Origin of the sequence: Streptomyces sp. NPDC051664 (assembly GCF_044453545.1) — a bacterium.
In the GTDB taxonomy this organism is placed as follows: Bacteria; Actinomycetota; Actinomycetes; order Streptomycetales; family Streptomycetaceae; genus Streptomyces.
In genome coordinates this window covers 95,921-113,388 of record NZ_JBITCU010000015.1, presented here as the reverse complement: position 1 = coordinate 113,388, position 17,468 = coordinate 95,921, and the positions used below count along the sequence as shown (strand labels likewise).

Annotated in this window: 13 protein-coding genes and 1 pseudogene; 11 read left to right on the top strand and 3 right to left on the bottom strand. The window is 69.3% G+C overall.

Translation table 11 applies throughout. The annotated features are described in order from the left end of the window. Positions 1-11 precede the first annotated feature (11 nt). The 5 genes from ACIA8E_RS25985 to ACIA8E_RS25965 all read left to right on the top strand — a co-directional run bounded on the left by ACIA8E_RS25985 (position 12) and on the right by ACIA8E_RS25965 (position 5,132). Entirely contained in the window at positions 12-1,079 is a 1,068-nt protein-coding gene (locus ACIA8E_RS25985) for an LLM class flavin-dependent oxidoreductase (RefSeq protein WP_399301721.1), read from the top strand. Continuing rightward, positions 1,076-2,419: an NtaA/DmoA family FMN-dependent monooxygenase gene (locus ACIA8E_RS25980; RefSeq protein ID WP_399301720.1), complete on the top strand. Its 1,344-nt coding sequence runs from the start codon at positions 1,076-1,078 to the stop codon at positions 2,417-2,419. The genes ACIA8E_RS25985 and ACIA8E_RS25980 overlap by 4 nt, the downstream gene beginning before the upstream one ends. Positions 2,420-2,423: 4 nt before the next feature. Next, entirely contained in the window at positions 2,424-3,248 is an 825-nt protein-coding gene (locus ACIA8E_RS25975) for a DUF1684 domain-containing protein (protein WP_399301719.1), read from the top strand. A 296-nt stretch (positions 3,249-3,544) separates the two neighbouring features. Continuing rightward, the gene (locus ACIA8E_RS25970) at positions 3,545-4,444 is read left to right on the top strand and encodes a S1 family peptidase (RefSeq protein ID WP_399301718.1); all 900 of its coding nucleotides are present in this window, start codon (positions 3,545-3,547) and stop codon (positions 4,442-4,444) included. A 208-nt stretch (positions 4,445-4,652) separates the two neighbouring features. Beyond that, positions 4,653-5,132 carry a hypothetical protein gene (locus tag ACIA8E_RS25965; protein WP_399301717.1) on the top strand — a complete coding sequence of 160 codons (480 nt, stop codon included), beginning with the start codon at positions 4,653-4,655 and terminating at the stop codon, positions 5,130-5,132. Between the two features lie 52 nt (positions 5,133-5,184). Here the strand turns inward: ACIA8E_RS25965 and ACIA8E_RS25960 are convergent, their stop codons facing one another. Next, complete coding sequence (locus ACIA8E_RS25960; protein ID WP_399301716.1) at positions 5,185-6,111, bottom strand: DUF4231 domain-containing protein; 927 nt, start codon at positions 6,109-6,111, stop codon at positions 5,185-5,187. Positions 6,112-6,323: 212 nt separating this feature from the next. Here ACIA8E_RS25960 and fxsA point away from each other — a divergent pair, with 212 nt between their 5' ends. The 4 genes from fxsA (at position 6,324) to fxsT (ending at position 14,271) form a co-directional block, all read left to right on the top strand. Then, positions 6,324-6,491, top strand: coding sequence for an FxSxx-COOH cyclophane-containing RiPP peptide (fxsA, locus tag ACIA8E_RS25955; protein WP_399301715.1), 168 nt, complete (start codon positions 6,324-6,326; stop codon positions 6,489-6,491). 31 nt (positions 6,492-6,522) lie between these two features. Beyond that, positions 6,523-8,784, top strand: a complete 2,262-nt coding sequence (fxsBH, locus tag ACIA8E_RS25950; RefSeq protein ID WP_399301714.1) for a radical SAM/SPASM protein FxsBH, inactivated beta-hydroxylase extension form — start codon at positions 6,523-6,525, stop codon at positions 8,782-8,784. A gap of 212 nt (positions 8,785-8,996) precedes the next feature. Beyond that, complete coding sequence (gene fsxC / locus ACIA8E_RS25945; protein ID WP_267008147.1) at positions 8,997-10,352, top strand: FxsC protein; 1,356 nt, start codon at positions 8,997-8,999, stop codon at positions 10,350-10,352. Next, entirely contained in the window at positions 10,336-14,271 is a 3,936-nt protein-coding gene (fxsT, locus tag ACIA8E_RS25940; protein WP_399301713.1) for an FxSxx-COOH system tetratricopeptide repeat protein, read from the top strand. The genes fsxC and fxsT overlap by 17 nt, the downstream gene beginning before the upstream one ends. A gap of 57 nt (positions 14,272-14,328) precedes the next feature. Here fxsT and ACIA8E_RS25935 read toward each other — a convergent pair whose 3' ends face one another. Then, positions 14,329-15,204 (bottom strand): alpha/beta fold hydrolase, encoded by an 876-nt coding sequence (locus tag ACIA8E_RS25935; protein WP_329164545.1) that lies wholly within the window; start codon positions 15,202-15,204, stop codon positions 14,329-14,331. Positions 15,205-15,595: 391 nt separating this feature from the next. Between ACIA8E_RS25935 and ACIA8E_RS25930 the strand changes: the two genes are divergently transcribed. After that, on the top strand, positions 15,596-16,681 hold the full coding sequence (locus ACIA8E_RS25930) for a S1 family peptidase (RefSeq protein WP_399301712.1): 1,086 nt from the start codon (positions 15,596-15,598) through the stop codon (positions 16,679-16,681). Between the two features lie 81 nt (positions 16,682-16,762). On the opposite strand, the gene ACIA8E_RS25925 is transcribed toward ACIA8E_RS25930, so the two are convergent. Beyond that, positions 16,763-17,077: a hypothetical protein gene (locus ACIA8E_RS25925; RefSeq protein WP_399301711.1), complete on the bottom strand. Its 315-nt coding sequence runs from the start codon at positions 17,075-17,077 to the stop codon at positions 16,763-16,765. Positions 17,078-17,088: 11 nt separating this feature from the next. On the opposite strand from ACIA8E_RS25925, the pseudogene ACIA8E_RS25920 reads away from it, so the two are divergent. Then, a pseudogene (locus ACIA8E_RS25920) lies at positions 17,089-17,280 on the top strand (glycosyl transferase); the annotation flags it as partial. Positions 17,281-17,468: the final 188 nt, after the last annotated feature.

Sequence of the window (17,468 nt, the reverse complement as noted above, 5' to 3'; positions counted from 1 at the left end):
TACGCACAGCAATGTCTGCCACCACCGCTCTTCATCTGGCCGCCGAGATCGGCGGCCCGCCCCACTACGACGCCCGGCACTACGTCGAGCTCGCCCGGCTCGCCGAGCGCGGGACACTCGACTTCGTGACCCTCGGCGACTCGTTCGCCCGCCCCGGGCTCGACGCGCTCGCCGTGCTCTCCCGGGTCGCGCCGGCCACCCGCAGGATCGGGCTGGTGCCGACCGTCACCACCACCCACACCGAGCCGTTCCATGTCTCGTCCGCCGTGGCCACCCTGGACTGGGTGAGCCGCGGCCGGGCAGGCTGGAGCGCCGAGGTGTCGACGACCGAGGCCGAGGCCCGGCTGTTCGGCCGGCGGTCCGCCGCGCCCGCCGCGGAACTGTGGCGCGAGGCGGGCGAGACCGCCGATGTCGGCGCCCGGCTGTGGGACAGCTGGGAGGACGACGCGGAGATCCGGGATGTTGCCACCGGCCGCTTCATCGACCGCGACAAACTGCACTACGTCGACTTCGAGGGCGCGACGTTCACCGTCCGCGGACCGGCCATCGTGCCCAGGCCCCCACAGGGCCATCCGGTCACCGTGATCGACGGGACAGGTGGACCGAGCCAGGAGGCCGCCGCACGCCACGCCGATGTCGTACTCGTACGGGCCACCACGCCCGAGCAGGCCGCGGGCATCCGGGCGGATGTACGGCGCCGCACCGCGGCGTACGGCCGCGACCCCGACACCCTGCGGGTGCTGGTGGCGCTCACCGTCGACCTCGGGGACGCCGAGACCGCGCCGGAACCCGGCCTGGAGAGCGGGCCGCCGCTCGCTGCCGGGGGCTCGTACTACCGGGGCGGCCCGGTCGACCTCGCCGCACTGATCGCCCGGTGGCACCGGGCCGGAGCCGTCGACGGCTTCCACCTCACGCCCATCACACCGGAGCGCGATCTCGAACGGATCGTCAACGGAACCGTTGCCCTGCTGCAGCACCGCAGCCTGTTCCGCACCTTCTACCCGGGAGGCACGCTCCGCGAGCACCTGGGACTGGCGCGCCCGTCCAACCGATACGCCCTTGCGGAGGGACGAGCATGACCGCACCGACGCCGAAGCAGATGCATCTCGCAGCCCACTTCCCCGGCGTGAACAACACCACCGTCTGGACCGACCCCCGCTCGAAGAGCCAGATCGACTTCTCCTCCTTCGAGCACCTCGCCCGCACGGCGGAGCGCGGCAGGTTCGACTTCTTCTTCCTCGCGGAGGGACTCCGGCTGCGCGAGCGCAACGGGCGGATCCACGATCTGGACGTGGTCGGCCGACCCGAGTCCCTCACGGTGCTGAACGCCCTGGCCGCCGTCACCGACCGGCTCGGCCTCGCCGCCACCGTCAACGCGACCTTCAACGAGCCGTACGAACTGGCCCGTAGGCTCGCCACCCTCGACCATCTCAGCGACGGCCGGGCCGCCTGGAACGTCGTCACCTCCTCCGATGCCTTCACCGGGGAGAACTTCCGGCGCGGCGGCTATCTCGACCGGGCCGACCGGTACACCCGGGCCGCCGAGTTCGTCGCCACCGCCCGCGAACTGTGGGACACCTGGACCCCCGACGGAACCCCACGCCCCTTCCGTCACCAGGGGCAGCACTTCACCATCGAGGGCGAGTTCACCGTCCCGCGCTCCCCGCAGGGCCACCCGGTCGTCATCCAGGCCGGGGACTCCGCGGAGGGCCGCGAGTTCGCCGCGTCCGCCGCCGACGTCATCTTCACCCGCCACGGCACCCTGGAGGCGGGCCGCACCTTCTACGCCGACGTCAAGGCGAGGCTGGCGAAGTACGGCCGGCAACCCGGCGATCTGAAGATCATGCCCGGGGTCACCTTCGTCCTCGGCGACAACGACGCCGAGGCCCAGGAACGGGCGGCCGAGATCCGCCGCCAGCAGATCTCCCCGCAGAACGCGATCCTAGCCCTGGAACAGGTCTGGGGCCGCGACCTCTCCTCGTACGATCCCGACGGGCCGCTCCCCGGGATCGACCCTGACCCCGATTCCGGACTGGTCCAGGGCCGGGTCAGGATCGGCGACCCTTCCCCAAGCTCTCGGCTTCGCTCGACCGGGGGAGGCCCCATCGCCGTCGCGGCTCGCTGGCGCGGGCTGTCCGAGGCCAAGGGGCTGTCCATCCGGCAGACGGTCATCGAGACGACCGGGCGCCAGTCGTTCATCGGCAGCCCGGAGACGGTCGCCTCGGAGCTCATCGAGTTCGTCTCGACCGACGCGGCCGACGGCTTCATCCTCGTACCGCATCTCACCCCGGGCGGCCTCGACGACTTCGTCGACCGGGTCGTCCCGCTCCTCCAGGAACGCGGAGCCTTCCGCTCCGAGTACACCGGCTCCACTCTCCGGTCCCATCTCGGGCTGGCCGATCCGGTAGGGAAGGATTGATCGCATGAGCACGGACACACAGCAGGCGCAACAAGTGGAGCAGGTGCAGCAGGCGGAGGAGGAGTGGATCCGCTGGCAAGAGGAGCGCACCGCCACGGTCTCGGCACCGTACGGACCACTCTCCCTCACCGGCACGCACTGGCTGTCCGACCACCCGGAGGGTCGAATTCCGGCCGTCCCCGGGCAGTGGCGGGAGGACGGCGACGAGTTGGTGCTCACAGCCACCGCCGAGGACGGGCTCACCGTCGACGGCAAGCCCTTCACCGGCGAGGTGCGGCTCACCGCGGACCGCGGCGCGATCGAAACCTCCCGCGTCGCACATGCCGAGCGGCGGCTGGTCGTACTGTGCCGCGAAGGGCTGTGGGCGGTAAGGGACTTCGACCCGGACTCCACGGCGCGGAAGTCCTTCCGGGCCATCGAGGCGACGTCGTACGACGCCCGCTGGGCGCTGACGGGCATCTTCCGTCCGTACGACACCACCCGCTCGGTCCGGGTCGAGAACGCCGACGGAGTCGAGCGCGGGCTCGGCCTCGGCGGTGAGATCGCCTTCGAGGTGGACGGAACGGAGCACACCCTCCAGGTCGCGGTCGAGCAGGACGGCTCGCTCTGGGCGGTCTTCGCCGACGCCACCAGCGGGAAGAGCAGCTTTCGCTTCCGCTTCCTGCGGCCCGCGGCGCCGGCCGAGGACGGCAGTATGACGGTCGACCTCAACCGCGCCGTGCTGCCGCCGTGCGCCTTCGCCGACCACTTCATCTGCCCCTTCCCACCTCCCGGCAACACCCTTCCCGTCGCCGTCGAGGCGGGGGAGCGGAACCGGATCGACAACTGACGTACCGCTGACGTACCGGCGACGCACCCTCACATTTCATCCGGGCAGGCACCGTCAGCTCGCGAGCTGACGGTGCCTGCCGCGTGTCCGGAGCCTGTCGGCCGCATGCACGGGGCGACGACCTCAGGCCAAAAGGCCCTCTTGCGCCAGAAGTTGACGCCTTGAATACTCCCGAGCAGCGCTTGTCAGGGGCACGCCGTATCCGGAATGCGGAGCACGGCCGTGCGCCCGACTGCGCCTCACGGGTCCGACCACCCCACGGGCGGACCCCCGTTTCCCCTTGGGAGGAACCAGAAGTGAGGATCAAGCGCACCACCCCCCTCAGCAGCGTGGCGAGACGAAGCAGGGCCGTCGCGATCTCCGCAGGCCTCGTCGCTGTCGCCGCTCTCGCCGTGCCCAGCGCCCACGCCAACTCCACCGGGACGTTCAGCGCCAACCAGCTCACCGCCGCGAGCGACGCCGTGCTCGGCGCGGACATAGCCGGCACCGCCTGGAACGTCGACCCGGCGACCAAGACCCTGAGGGTCACGGTCGACAGCACGGTCTCCCAGGCCGAGATCAAACAGATCAAGAAGTCCGCGGGAGCCAACGCCGGCGCTCTGCGGATCGAGCGCACGTCCGGCACGTTCAACAAGCTGCTCTCCGGCGGCGACGCCATCTACGCGCCCGGCTGGCGCTGTTCGCTGGGCTTCAACGTCCGCAGCGGCAGCACCTACTACTTCCTGACCGCCGGTCACTGCACCGACGGCAACCCGCCGTGGTACACCAACTCGTCGAACTCCACGAGCATCGGCCCGACGGTCGGATCGAGCTTCCCGACCAATGACTACGGCATCGTGCGGTACGACAACGCCTCGGTCGCCCACGAGGGCACCGTCGGCAGCCAGGACATCACCAGCGCGGCCAACGCCACGGTCGGTATGTCCGTCACCCGCCGCGGCTCCACCACCGGCATCCACAGCGGAACCGTCACCGCCCTCAATGCCACGGTCAACTACGGCGGCGGCGACATCGTCTACGGCATGATCCAGACAAACGTGTGTGCCGAACCCGGCGACTCGGGTGGCCCGCTCTACTCCGGCACCAGGGCGATCGGACTCACCTCGGGCGGCAGCGGCAACTGCAGCTCCGGTGGTACGACGTTCTTCCAGCCGGTCACGGAGGCACTCAGCGCATACGGCGTCAGCGTCTACTGACGCCCGGCACCTCGCGCACCTTCTCGAAACCACGTTCGGCAACGCCAGAGCCCCCGCCCGAATTCCGGGCGGGGGCTCCCGTTCACCCCGCGGCATTTGAGAGGATGTGGGGGAGGACGGTCGCGCAGGAACAACGGGGGCGGATGCTGTGCCTTCCGGAGGGATGCCCTCCGGGACCCCCGGCAGACACCCCAGGGGGTTCCAGTCCGTGAAACGTATCGGAGTGACCGGACATCGCAGCATCCCCCAGGAAGCGCACGCCCATGTGATGGCCGGGATACGAACGGTGCTCTGCGGCTTCGACGGCTCCCTGGAAGCCCTCTCCAGCCTGGCTGTGGGAGCGGACCAGCTCTTCGCCGACCTGGCACTCGCCTGCGGGGCGGAACTGACCGTGGTCATCCCCAGCGGTGACTACGAGGCCTGCTTCGCCGACGGGCCCGAACTGGCCCGCTACCGAAGCCTCAAGGGCCGCGCTGCCCGCGAGGTCCGGCTTGACTTCCCGCACTCCACCGACGAGGCGTATTACGCGGCGGGAGCCTACATCGCCGACCACTGCGACCGGCTGCTCGCGGTCTGGGACGGCCGGCCGGCCCGCGGCTTCGGCGGCACGGGCGACATCGTGAGATACGCCCGGACGCTCGGCCGCCCGGTGACGGTGATCTGGCGCGACGGAGTGGAGCGCGCCTGACAGGTCGTCACCAACCGCTTCGTACACGATCGGGCCACTACGGCCGGCGCCGTCACGTCTGGTGCCGGGCGAGCCAGTCGGTGTGCTGCGGGGAGACGATGCGCTCGGTCTCGAAAACTGCCCGGGGCCACTGCCGTTCGGTGAGCGTGGTCTCCATCGCGACCTGCATCGACTCCAGATCCTTCTCCACCAGCGAATGGGCGGAGATCAGCGGATGGTGGCGGCGCATCTCGCTCCAGGCCAGACAGGCCGCGGCAGCCGCGGACAGCGCCCCGGTCGCGGCGAAGGACTGTCCGACGGAGAACATCCTCAACAGGGCGAGGACCAGGGCGAAGGCGGTCAGCGCGGCGATCGTGGTCGACCAGACCAGGGTGGCGCGCCGGGACACCTCCTGGCGGCGCCGGTACCAACTGCGCTGTTCGATCAGCCGATCCCGTACATATGTCTCCTTGCGTACGGTGAACGCTTTGTCCCGTAACTCGCGCATGGAATCCGTGATGAGTCCGCCCGAATCCGTCATACGCTCGCGGGGGTCAGGCCACCCCACCTTCCGCAGCTCCTGCAGTCCCTCTTCGAGACGATTTGCGAACACTGCTTCGGGGTGCTGGGTGCCGGTGTCGAAAGGAGAACCGTGCACCGAGTAACGCCAGCACATCGACTTGATGAACTCTGCCGCGGAGCGGTTTAGTTGCCAATGCGACTTTGCTTTGCGGCGGGACGAGAGGTAGGTCGTGATCAGGACACCAAGGTAGGCCAACACGCCGACGGAGTCGGTCAGTTGGAACGTGTCAGCAACCTCCCAGTGCCAGGGAAGCGCTGCCGGTATCGCGCCCACGACCAGCAGGATCAGCTGCCAGCGGGTGGTATTCACCGCCTCCCGCTGCCGTGCGATCGCGATGGCGTCCGTGTGGTGAAAGAGCGCCGGTAGATCAGCGTTCCGGAAGACCAGGCTCTGCAGTGGTCCGGGAATCGCCGTCATCTTCACTCCCGTCTGCGGTTTTGTCTTCACTCATATGGCGGAATGGATGATTCCGTTGTGTCTGTGGCAGTCTCACGTGACGCTCGCGTTGCAAGAGGGCTTCCTCAGTTGCCAACAGAGGCCATGAGAGTAAAGTCGTGCCGCCGGACACTGCAATGGTGCAGCTGGCCGGTGCAGTTTCCCTGTCCGGAACAATCCCCTCAAGGACGGCCGTGAAGAACTCTGAATCCTCCCTCTCCTTCGCCGTTGCGAAGAAGAGCCGTATGCCGCTCGCCGAGATCGACGCGCGTGGCAAGGAAGCCGCCAGCAAGCTCGGGCGGGTGTTTGCCGCGTCCACCGGTCGCCCGACCCAGGCATCGACCTTCAACTCGGCTCTCTAGCCACCCCCTCCGGGCTGGCTAGACTGGTGGAATGACAGGACCCCTGGTCCCTTTCCGCGAAATCGTTCTCAAGGTTCACAGCAGGTGCGATCTTGCCTGCGACCATTGCTACGTCTATGAACATGCAGATCAGAGCTGGCGTACCCGTCCGAAAACTATCTCTGACGAAGTCATCTTCCGGACTGCTCAGCGCCTGGCTGAGCATGCCAAGACACATGCACTGCCCTCCGTGTCAGTGATCCTGCACGGAGGGGAGCCTCTACTGGCGGGCCCCGCGAGACTGAGGCGCATCTGCGAAGAACTCACCGCCGCCTTCGACGGCGTCTCCGAGCTCGACCTCCGTATCCACACCAATGGTCTGCAGCTCAGCCCCCGCTATCTCGACCTCTTCAGCGAGTACGACGTCAAGGTGGGCATCTCCCTCGACGGCGACCGCGAGGCAAACGACCGGCACCGCCGGTTCGCCGACGGACGCAGCAGCCACCCCTTGGTCCTCAAGGCCGTCGAGCTGCTCCGCCAGGAGCGGTACCGCCATCTGAACCTCGGGCTCCTGTGCACGATCGACATCGAGAACGACCCGCGTGCGGTCCTCGACGCTCTCGTCGAGCTCGATCCGCCGCTCATCGACTTCCTTCTTCCGCACGCCACCTGGGACGAGCCGCCGCCGCGCCCGGACGGCTCGCGCACCGCCTATGCCGACTGGCTCCTCGCGGTATTCGACCGCTGGCAGGAGCAGGGGCGCCCGGTGCCCGTGCGGCTCTTCTCCTCGGTCGTGTCCACGCTGAGCGGGGGTCCCAGCCTCACCGAGTCCCTCGGGCTCGCCCCCACCGACCTCGTCGTCGTCGAGACCGACGGCCAGCTGGAGCAGGTCGACTCGCTCAAGAGCGCCTACGAGGGTGCGGCGGCCACCGGGTTCGACGTCTTCACGCACGCCTTCGACGAGGTCGCGGCCCATCCCGGGGTCCGGGCCCGGCAGCTCGGGCTGGACGGCGTCAGCGAGACCTGCCGCAGTTGCCCCGTCGTGCGTTCGTGCGGCGGCGGTCTCTACACGCACCGCTACAAGTCGCTGGATGCCGTGGATCCCGACCGGGCGTTCGACCACCCTTCCGTGTACTGCGACGATCTCGAGGCGCTGGTGCGCGGCATCGAGGAGCGGACGTCGGCCTCCGCGGTACCGGCCGCGGTGGCGGACCCCGCCGAGCTGGGCGCCGAACAGCGGGACCTCACCCGCACCGCGCTCGCCGTGCTCCACAGCGACCTGGACGGACGCGGCGGCGACCACTGGGCGGCTGCCTGGGAACTGGCGTCAAAGGTCGAGGGCTCCGAGGACGGATCGCGAGGCCTGGACGAGGCGCTCGCGCACCCCTACGCCCGCAGCTGGCTGCATGACGCACTCTCCGCGGTGCACGAGGAGAGGCCTGGCGCCGGAAGGGTCGCGTGGCGCCTGTCGTCGTACATCGCGGCTGCCGTGGTCCGCGCCGGGCTCGATCTGGCCGTACCGGTCGCCTACCGGGACGGCATGCTCGCCCTGCCCGGCCTCGGCTCGCTGCGGATCGACGGGCCGCAGGACGGCACGGCCCAGGTGCGCGTCACCGATGACGGCTTCCTGGTGCGCCGCGCGGGTGACGGCCGTCAGGGTGCTTTCGAACGGCAGATCGTGCGGGGCGGGGCGGCCGGTCGGGGCTGGCTGCCGGTGCGCCGGCTCGGTGGCGGTGACGCGCCCGGCTCGGCTCTCCGTTGGGTGCTCGACGACCTGGACCCGTACCGCGACTGCTTCCCCGCCCGCCCGGCCGCCCGGCTCCGGCAGGACGAGGCCGACCGCCTCGGCGCCGGACTGGACCGGGCCTGGGCACAGATCGCGAAGCGCGCACCGCGGCACGCCGCGGAGATGGCCGAAAGTCTGACCACGGTGACGCCACTGAGCGGCCCGGCGCCGGGGGAACCCTCGGTGGGACGTCACGGATACGGCGCGCTGGGCATCCGACCGGACGACAACACCGAGCAGTTGCCGCACGCTCTGCTGCGGGGCTTTCGCCGGGCCAAGCTCCGGGCGCTGCTCGACGTCACGGATCTTTACGCGGCGGACGGCTCCTGGGAACATCGAACGCCGTGGCAGGAGGAACTGGTTCCGTTTTCCCGGCTGCTGGCTGAAACGTACGAACGGGTGGCGCTCGGGGCATTCGAGCCGCATTATCTCGACGGCGTACCGCAGGCCATCGAAACGCTGGAGCGCGCAGCCGAGCTCACCGTCAGCGGAAAGCAGCTGCTCGACCTGATGAGAAAAGAGGTCTGAAGCGGGGATTCCGGTTCAGTCCGGACTCCGGCACATACACGGGACAACCGGGAGGGGGCGACCCACGAGCGAGTTCGATCAAGGACGCGATCGATGGCGTCGGGCACGGATGACCGAAAAGGGGCGTTGAATGACCGAACGCCATGGGGGTGGAGCAAGGTCCGCTCCGGAATGATGAATTCGCTCGCATTCTTTTCACTCCTCGGGTGCGGGTGCTCACACAGGACGGGGGTCGTGTGCACGCAACAACGCAGCAGCGAGCGGCGGACCATCGGCCGTACTTCTTCTTGAGTTATGCGCACACACCGGGGTACGGCGGTGGAACGGACCCCGATATGTGGGTCGAACGGCTCTTCCAGGATCTCTGTGGCCATGTGATGGCCATGACCGACCTGCCCGCGGGCGCGCCCGCAGGCTTCATGGACCGCGAGATACGCTCCGGCGAGGGCTGGTCGGAACGGCTCGGCGAGGTGCTCGCCACCTGCCGGGTGTTCGTCCCGCTGTTCTCGCCCCGCTACTTCGCCAGCGAGATGTGCGGCAAGGAGTGGTACGCCTTCGCCCAGCGAGCCATCCACTACCGGGCTCGCCACAACCAGCCGGCCGAGGCCATCGTCCCGGCCCTGTGGGTGCCGGTGCCGCCCAGCCAACTGCCGGGCCCCGCCGAGCGGTTACAGTTCAACCACCGCGACTTCGGGGACCGTTACGTCAGCGACGGGCTGTACGGACTGATCAAGCTCAGACTCTTCGCCGAGGAGTACGAGCGGGCGGTGTACGAGCTCGCCAAACGCATAGTCAACGTCGCCGACACCATGCGGATCGGCACCGGCCGTCCCGTCGACTACCGCCTGGCCCCCAGCGCCTTCGGCTCACCGAGCAGCGGAGTGACCGGCCCCCGCCCCATGCAGGTGACCATTGCGGCGGCCACCCGCCACGACCTCCCCGAAGGGCGCAGCGTCGACTACTACGGCGACAACCCGCAGGACTGGAACCCCTACCACCCCGCCTCGGCACGGCCCCTGGCCTACGTCGCCGAGGACCTGGTGCGCTCCCTCAACTACCAGGCCACCATCGCCTCCTTCGACGAGGAGTCCGGCCCTCCGGAGGGCAAACAACCGCCCAGCAGACCGGAGATCCTGCTCGTCGACCGCTGGGCCCTGCAGGACGAGGACCGGCGCCGGCGGCTCGCCGCCTTCGACGCCGAGAACCGCCCGTGGGTGACGATGGTCGTGCCGTGGAACCGCGAGGACCCCCAGAGCAGAGCCGCCGAGGCCGAGCTGACCGCGAAGCTCGAACAGACGATGCCGACCAAGATGCGCCAGGGCCGGGCCTACTGCCGCGCCGCCGCCCGGGGCGTACCGAGCATGGAGGCCTTCGGCCAGGTTCTGCCGCAGGTGGTCGAGGCGGCGGCCCAGCAGTACCTGAGACATGCCGCGGTCTACCCACCCGCGACGGGCGGCGGACACACCGAACGGACCCGGCTGACCGGGCCGATGGCGCAGACGCACTTCATACCGGAGACACACCACCCTGCGACGGATGCGGAGGACACGGATGACGGCCAGTCGTGACGGGCGCATCGTCACCTTCTACTCGTACAAGGGCGGTACGGGGCGCACCATGGCCCTGGCCAACACCGCCTGGATACTCGCCGCCAACGGCAAACGGGTACTGGCCGTCGACTGGGACCTGGAGGCGCCGGGACTCCACCGGTTCTTCCACCCGTTCCTCGACCCTTCGACCCTCGGCGCCACCACCGGCGTCATCGATCTGATCACCGAGTACGCCTGGGCCGCGACCAGCCCGGTCCAGCGCGCCGACGACTGGCATCGTGACTACGCCCGGATCCAGCCGCACGCGGTCTCCCTCACACCCGAGACGCTCGGCTGGGAGTTCCCACAGGGCGGAACGCTCGACTTCGTCTCCGCCGGACGGCAGAACCGCGAGTACTCCGCGACCGTCTCCACCTTCGACTGGGACAACTTCTACGACCGGCTCGGCGGCGGCCACTTCTTCGACGCCCTGCGCGACGACATGAAGGCCAACTACGACTACGTCCTCATCGACAGCCGGACCGGCCTCAGCGACATCGCCGACATCTGCACCGTCCATCTGCCCGACGTCCTCGTCGACTGCTTCACCCTCAGCGACCAGTCCATCGACGGTGCCGCCTCCGTCGCCCGGCAGATCTCCGAGCGCTACACCGGCCGTCCCATCTCGATCTTCCCCGTCCCGATGCGCATCGACGAGGGCGAGAAGGAGAAGGCCGACGCCGGACGGGCGCTGGCCCGGCTGAAGTTCGACCGGCTGCCGCGCGATCTGTCCGGCGACGAACTCACCGCTTACTGGGGTGCGGTGGAGATTCCGTACCGTCCCTACTACGCCTACGAGGAGACCCTGGCCACCTTCGGCGACGAGGCCGGTCTCACCAACTCGCTGCTCTCCGCCTTCGAACGGCTCACCTCCGTCATCACCGACCAGCAGATCACCTCGATGCCGCCGGTCGGCGAAGAGGTACGGTTGCGTATCCGCGACGCGTTCACCCGGCGCAGGCCCGCGCTGCCCGCCGACCTGTTCCTCAGCTATGTGGCGGAGAACCGGATGTGGGCCGACTGGATCGAATCAGTCCTCACCCGGGCCGGGTTCCGTGTCGTGCCACGCGACGTGTCCGCGGAACGGGAGGCCCTGGAACCGGGGTCCTCGGTCGCCGAGAACGCGACCCGTACCGTGGTGCTGCTCTCCAGCGCCTACCTCAAGTCGCAGCGTGCGGTGACCCTCTGGGACCGGGCCGTCGCCGATGACCCCGGAGCCGCCCGGCGCCAGCTGCTGCCGCTCAGGGTCGGTGACGTACGGCTGTCGGCGCCGTACATCGACCGCAACCCGGTCGACCTCTTCCGGCTCGACGAGGTGCACGCCACGACCGCCCTGCTGCGCGCCCTGGACCGGCCCGTCCAGCTCACCGACGGTGTGTCGCCCGGACCGCGCTTCCCCGGAACCGTCCCGAGGATCTGGAACGCACCCCCGCGCAACCCCGGCTTCACCGGCCGCTCCCTCGTCCTGGAGCGGATGCGCGACCAGCTCGGCGGCGGGATGGCCGTCGTGCTTCCCCAGCCGCAGACCCTCTACGGGCTCGGCGGCGTCGGCAAGACCCAGGTGGCCCTGGAGTACGTGCACCGCTTCATGGCCGACTACGACCTGGTGTGGTGGATATCGTCCGAGCAGATCGACGACGTGGTGGCCGGGCTCGCCGAGCTCGCCGTCCGCCTCGGCGCCCAGGGCGGCGACGACATGGCGGCCGCCTCCCAGGAGGCCGTCGATCTGCTGCGGCGCGGGGTCCCCTCGGACCGCTGGCTGCTGGTCTTCGACAACGCGGACGATCCCGAACGGCTGCGGCGCTACTTCCCGCAGGGCGGCTCCGGCCACATCCTGGTCACCTCCCGGAACCAGGCATGGTCCCAGCACGGCGATGCGCTGCCCGTCGATGTCTTCCTGCGGGAGGAGTCCATCGAACACCTCCAGCGCCGCGCCCCCGGGCTGAGCGACGAGGACGCCGCCCAGGTGGCCACCGCCGTCGGCGACCTGCCGCTCGCCGTCGAACAGGCGGCCGCCTGGATCGCGGAGACCGCCACCCCGATCGACACCTATCTGGAGCAGCTGGCCCAGCAGGCCCCCGAGGTCCTGGCGCTCAACCAGCCCGCCGGCTACCCGGAGCCGGTCGCCGCGACCTGGAACATCTCCATCGAACGTCTCAAGGAGCGTTCACCCGCCGCGGTGCGGCTGCTGCAGCTCTGTGCCTTCTTCGCCCCCGAGCCGATCTCGGGGAACCTCCTGTACAGCAAGGAGATGATCGAGGCGCTCAAGCCGTACGACGCCTCGCTCCAGGAGAAGCTGGTGCTGGGCCGGGTCATCCGGGAGATCGGCCGGTTCGCCCTCGCCAAGGTCGACCAGGTCTCCAACTCCATCCAGGTGCACCGCCTGGTTCAGGCCGTCATCCGGGCGCAGCTCAGCGAGGAGGAGCAGCAGGACGCCCGGCATGTCGTGCACCGCATTCTGGCGGGCGCCCGGCCCGATGACGACGAGCCGATCGACAACCCGTCGACCTGGCCGCAGTTCGCCACCATCTGGCCGCACCTCGGCCCGTCCGACGCACGCAACTGCAAGGAGCCCGAAGCCCGCAGGCTCCTGATCGACCGGGTCCGCTATCTATGGAAGCGCGGTGACTTCAGGACGGCCACCACCCTCTGCGAGGAGCTGCGCGCCCTCTGGAAGGAGACGCTGGGGGAGCGGGACATCCAGTACCTCTACCTCTGCTTCCACCTCTCCAACATCTACCGCTCGCGCGGCCGTTACGTGGAGGCGAGGGAACTCGACGAGATCACCCTCAGCCGTCAGCGGGAGATGCTGGGACCCGAGCATCCGCACACGTACATGAGCACCAGCAGCCTCGCGACGGACCTCGGCACGCTGGGGGAGTACACCAGGGCGATCGAGCTGGCGACCGAGGCCACCGAGGGATTCAGCCAGATCTTCCACGATTCGCACCCGAGGACGCTGGCCGCGGCCAACAACCTGGCGTTCACCCTGCGGGTCGTCGGGCAGTACGCCAGGGCGCGCGAGATCGACCAGGACGTGTACGACCGGCGCGTGGAGGTGCTCGGCGCGGAGCATCCGTACAGCCTGTCCTCCGCCATGAACCTGGCCCGCGATCTGCGTGACGTCGGACGGTACGAGGACTCCGTCGCCATCCTCAGCCGTACCTACGACAGCTACAAGGCGACCCTCGGGCGCGCTTTCCCCGGCACTCTGAGTGCGGCCAAGAGCCTCGCGGTCTCGCTGCGCAGGGCAGGGAGACTGGAGGACGCCCGCAGGCTCACGGTGGCCACCCGTGCCAGGTACCGGGCCAAATACACCTCGGCCAACCCCGAATCGCTGGCCTGCGACCTCAACATGGCGGCCGACCTGTTCGCGGCGGGCGAGGCGACCGAGGCCAGGGATGCCGCGCAGGAGGTCGTCGACCAGTACATGAAGGTACCGGGGGAGAGGCACCCGTACACCCTGGCCGCCCTGAACAACCTCGGCGTCTACCACTCGGGGGCCGGGGCGGCGGAGGAGTCGGAGAGGGTGCTGACCCGGGTGGTCGCCACGATGCGGGAGGTGTACGGGCGCGAGCATCCCAACACGTTGTTCAGTGTGATGAACCTGGCCAACGCGACGGCCGAACGGGGCGATCTCGAACTCGTACTGGAGACGGAACGGCGGGTGGCCGGACAGCTCCGGGACGTGCTCGGGGCACATCACCCGGAGACCCTCGCGATGATGTCGAACATGGCGGTGACACTCGACGCGATGGGGCGCAAGGACGAGGCGCTGCGGGTCAGGTCGGAGACGGTCGAGGAGCTGTCCCGGCAGCTCGGTGACGACCATCCGCTGACCCGGATCGCCCGGGAGGAGGAGCGCTTCCAGCGCGAACTGGAGCCGCTCGCGGTGTGAGTCGCGGGAGCGTCCGGCCGCCGCCGGACGCTCCCGGTCCCGCTGCTCACCCGGCTCTCACTCGGCGGGTGTGTCCAGCAGCCAGGTGAGGATCCGGGGGAGCGCGTGCAGCGCGTCGAAGTGCGCGGCCGCCGGTTCCAGCACGACGGTGGCGTGCGGGATGCGCTCGGCCAGCCAGCGTGAGTGACCGACCGGTGAGAACACGTCCTTCTCACCGTGCCACAGCAGCACCGGACCCGTGATGTCCGCCGGGTCGAACCCCCAGGGGCGGCTGAACGCGATCGCGTCGTCGATCCAGCCGTATGCCGAAGTGCGCAGCCCCTCGCGGTAGTTGTTCAGCAGCATGGAGCGGACCCCGGCGTCGTTCACCACCATCCGGTCGGAATCGGTCAGCTCCCGGCGTAGATCGTCGATGAGCCGAACCGGATTCTGTCTGATCACCGCGGACCGGGAGATGAACGACTCCGCCAGCCCGTCCGGGTCGGCCGCCGCCGTGGAGTACGCCAGCACATTGGAGGCGGCCATCCCGTCGAACCAGTCGAGGCCGTCCGCGCCCCAGGGGGCCAGCCCGACCAGTGCGGCGGTACGGGTGACCCGCTCGGGCATCAGCGCGGCGCAGGCCAGCGCGTGCGAGGCGCCGCCGGAGCGGCCCACCACGGCGAACCTCTCCAGCCCGATATGGTCCGCGATGGCCCGTACGTCCTCCACGACATCGGCGACACTGCGGCCCGGCAGCCGGTCGGAGCCGCCGTATCCAGGCCGGTCGTAGGTGATCAGCTGCGTCTTGCGCTGGTACAGCACCATGCCGCGCGGAGCCGGACCGAGTCGGCTTCCGGGCGTTCCGTGCAGCAGAAAGACCGGTCTGCCCCGCGGATCCCCCAGACGCTCGACCAGCAGATGCCGCCCGTCCGCCGCGCGCACCCGACTGCGCACTCCGTGCCTCCTCAGCTCGGTGCGGGCACTGCGTGCCCGGCTTTTCCCGCCGATTCGATGATTACCCATCAACGGCCTTATAGAGGCCCCCTGTTGAGGTAAAGCCTGACCGCGCATCCGTCAGGGGCGTGAACCGGACCCGCAAGGGCCAATACCGGACAGGTCCAGTCCTCACCCACTGCCGACCGGTCGGTTGCACGCGGTGTTCGCAATCGGAACCGACATGGTGTGACGCCGGGTAAGTGAACACGGCGCGGCGAAACGGTGGTGTCGTGTGTGCGTCCTGAAGTCGACCTTGTGTGCTATCTGCCCGGTCGGAATAGTGGGCGGCTCCATCCTCCGTACCCAAGGCACCCCACTTGCCTGTGTACGGCCCCACAGGAGGTAGAAGTTGAAGCATCGACGCATATCCAGGAAGCGCGCGGTCATGGCCGGATCGGCCGTCGTCGCCCTGGTCGCAGCGGGAGTCACGTTCCAGAGTGCGAACGCCAGTGACGACGTACCGCAGTTCACCGTCCGGACCCTGACGGCGAACGCGGCCGGAAAGCTCGCCACCACTCTCGGGCAGGATCTGGGCGGCGACGCGGCCGGCTCGTACTACGACGCCAAGTCGAAGAACCTGGTCGTGAACGTGGTCGACCGGGCCGCCGCCGAGCAGGTGCGGCAGGCGGGCGGCAGGGCGAAGGTCGTGACGAACTCGCTCGCCGAGCTGAAGTCGGCCCGGCAGACCCTCACCACCAAGGCCGCGATCCCCGGCACCTCATGGGCCGTCGATCCGGTCAGCAACAAGGTGGTCGTCACCGCCGACCGCACGGTCGACGGCGCCGCCTGGGACAGACTCAGCACGGTCGTCGAGGGGCTGGGCGGCAAGGCCGAACTCAAGAAGACCGCTGGGGAGTTCAAGCCGTTCATCGCCGGCGGCGACGCGATCTGGGGCAACGGCGGGCGCTGCTCGCTCGGCTTCAACGTGGTCAAGGACGGTGAGCCGTACTTCCTGACCGCGGGACACTGCACCGAGGCGATCAGCAGTTGGTCCGACTCGCAGGGCGGCGCGGAGATCGGAACGAACGCGGGATCCGAATTCCCGGGCAACGACTTCGGGCTGGTGAAGTACACCTCCGACACGCCGCACCCCAGCGAGGTCGACCTCTACAACGGCTCCACCCAGCCGATCACCAAGGCGGGCGAGGCGACCGTCGGCATGACGGTGACCCGTAGCGGTTCCACCACCCAGGTGCACGACGGCCAGGTCACCGGCCTCGACGCCACGGTGAACTACGGCAATGGCGACATCGTGGAAGGCCTCATCCAGACGACGGTCTGCGCGGAGCCGGGCGACAGCGGCGGCTCGCTTTTCGCGGGCGACACCGCGATCGGCCTGACCTCCGGCGGCAGCGGTGACTGCTCCTCGGGCGGGGAGACCTTCTTCCAGCCGGTGCCCGAGGCGCTGGCGGCATTCGGGGCCGAGATCGGCTGATGCCGGCCTCGCTCACTCGTGTGAGCGAAGCGAGCGAGGGCCCGCTTGCCTCCCCCACGGGGGCAAGCGGGCCCACCGCTGCTATGCGGAAGGCTCGGCCGATGCGTTCACCACGGGCTTCTTCGCCAGCGGGTCGTTTTGGCAGCCGAGTGCGTCGGTGGCTCTGCGGGTCATGAGGTAGAGGAAGGTGACCTGCTGGTCCACCGTCTTCTGCTGGACGTCGGTCCCGTTGAGCAGGGTGTTGGAAGCCTGTCCCTGGAGCAGCACCTTCTGGGACGGCGCCGTGAGTTCGCCTGGCATTCGGCACGGCACGGTGAGCCGTGAAACGAGGTCGTTGGCTTCGACAGTCGCGCCGTTCACGTCGTAGTGGCTGAGCTTCCCCGGAAGCTTGTCCACGTCGCGGGCCTCGGCTCGTCGGCCTGGGCGTGGCCCGCCGCATCGACACCGCTCAGGCCACCGCCGTGGCCCTGCGCACCGCGCTCACCGAACTCGTCGCCGACGAGGATGTCGCCCGGCGCTCGGCGCAGCTCCGCGCCGAAGCGCGGGCCGAGGGCGGTACGGCACGGGCAGCCGGTCTCGTCGAGGAGATGCTGGGCTGATCCCTGCCCTCAGGCAGGGTTCGAGCCACCGGGGGCGGTCGCCGCTCCCTCGGTGTCGTCCGGCGCGCCGACGCAGGAGGCGATGAACAGCAGCTGCGGTGTCTGCGCCGACGACCAGCAGCGCGGCCCGTGCGGTGACGGCGTTCCTCACCTCGTCAGCGAAAGTCATGCCCCACGGTCCGGGAGAG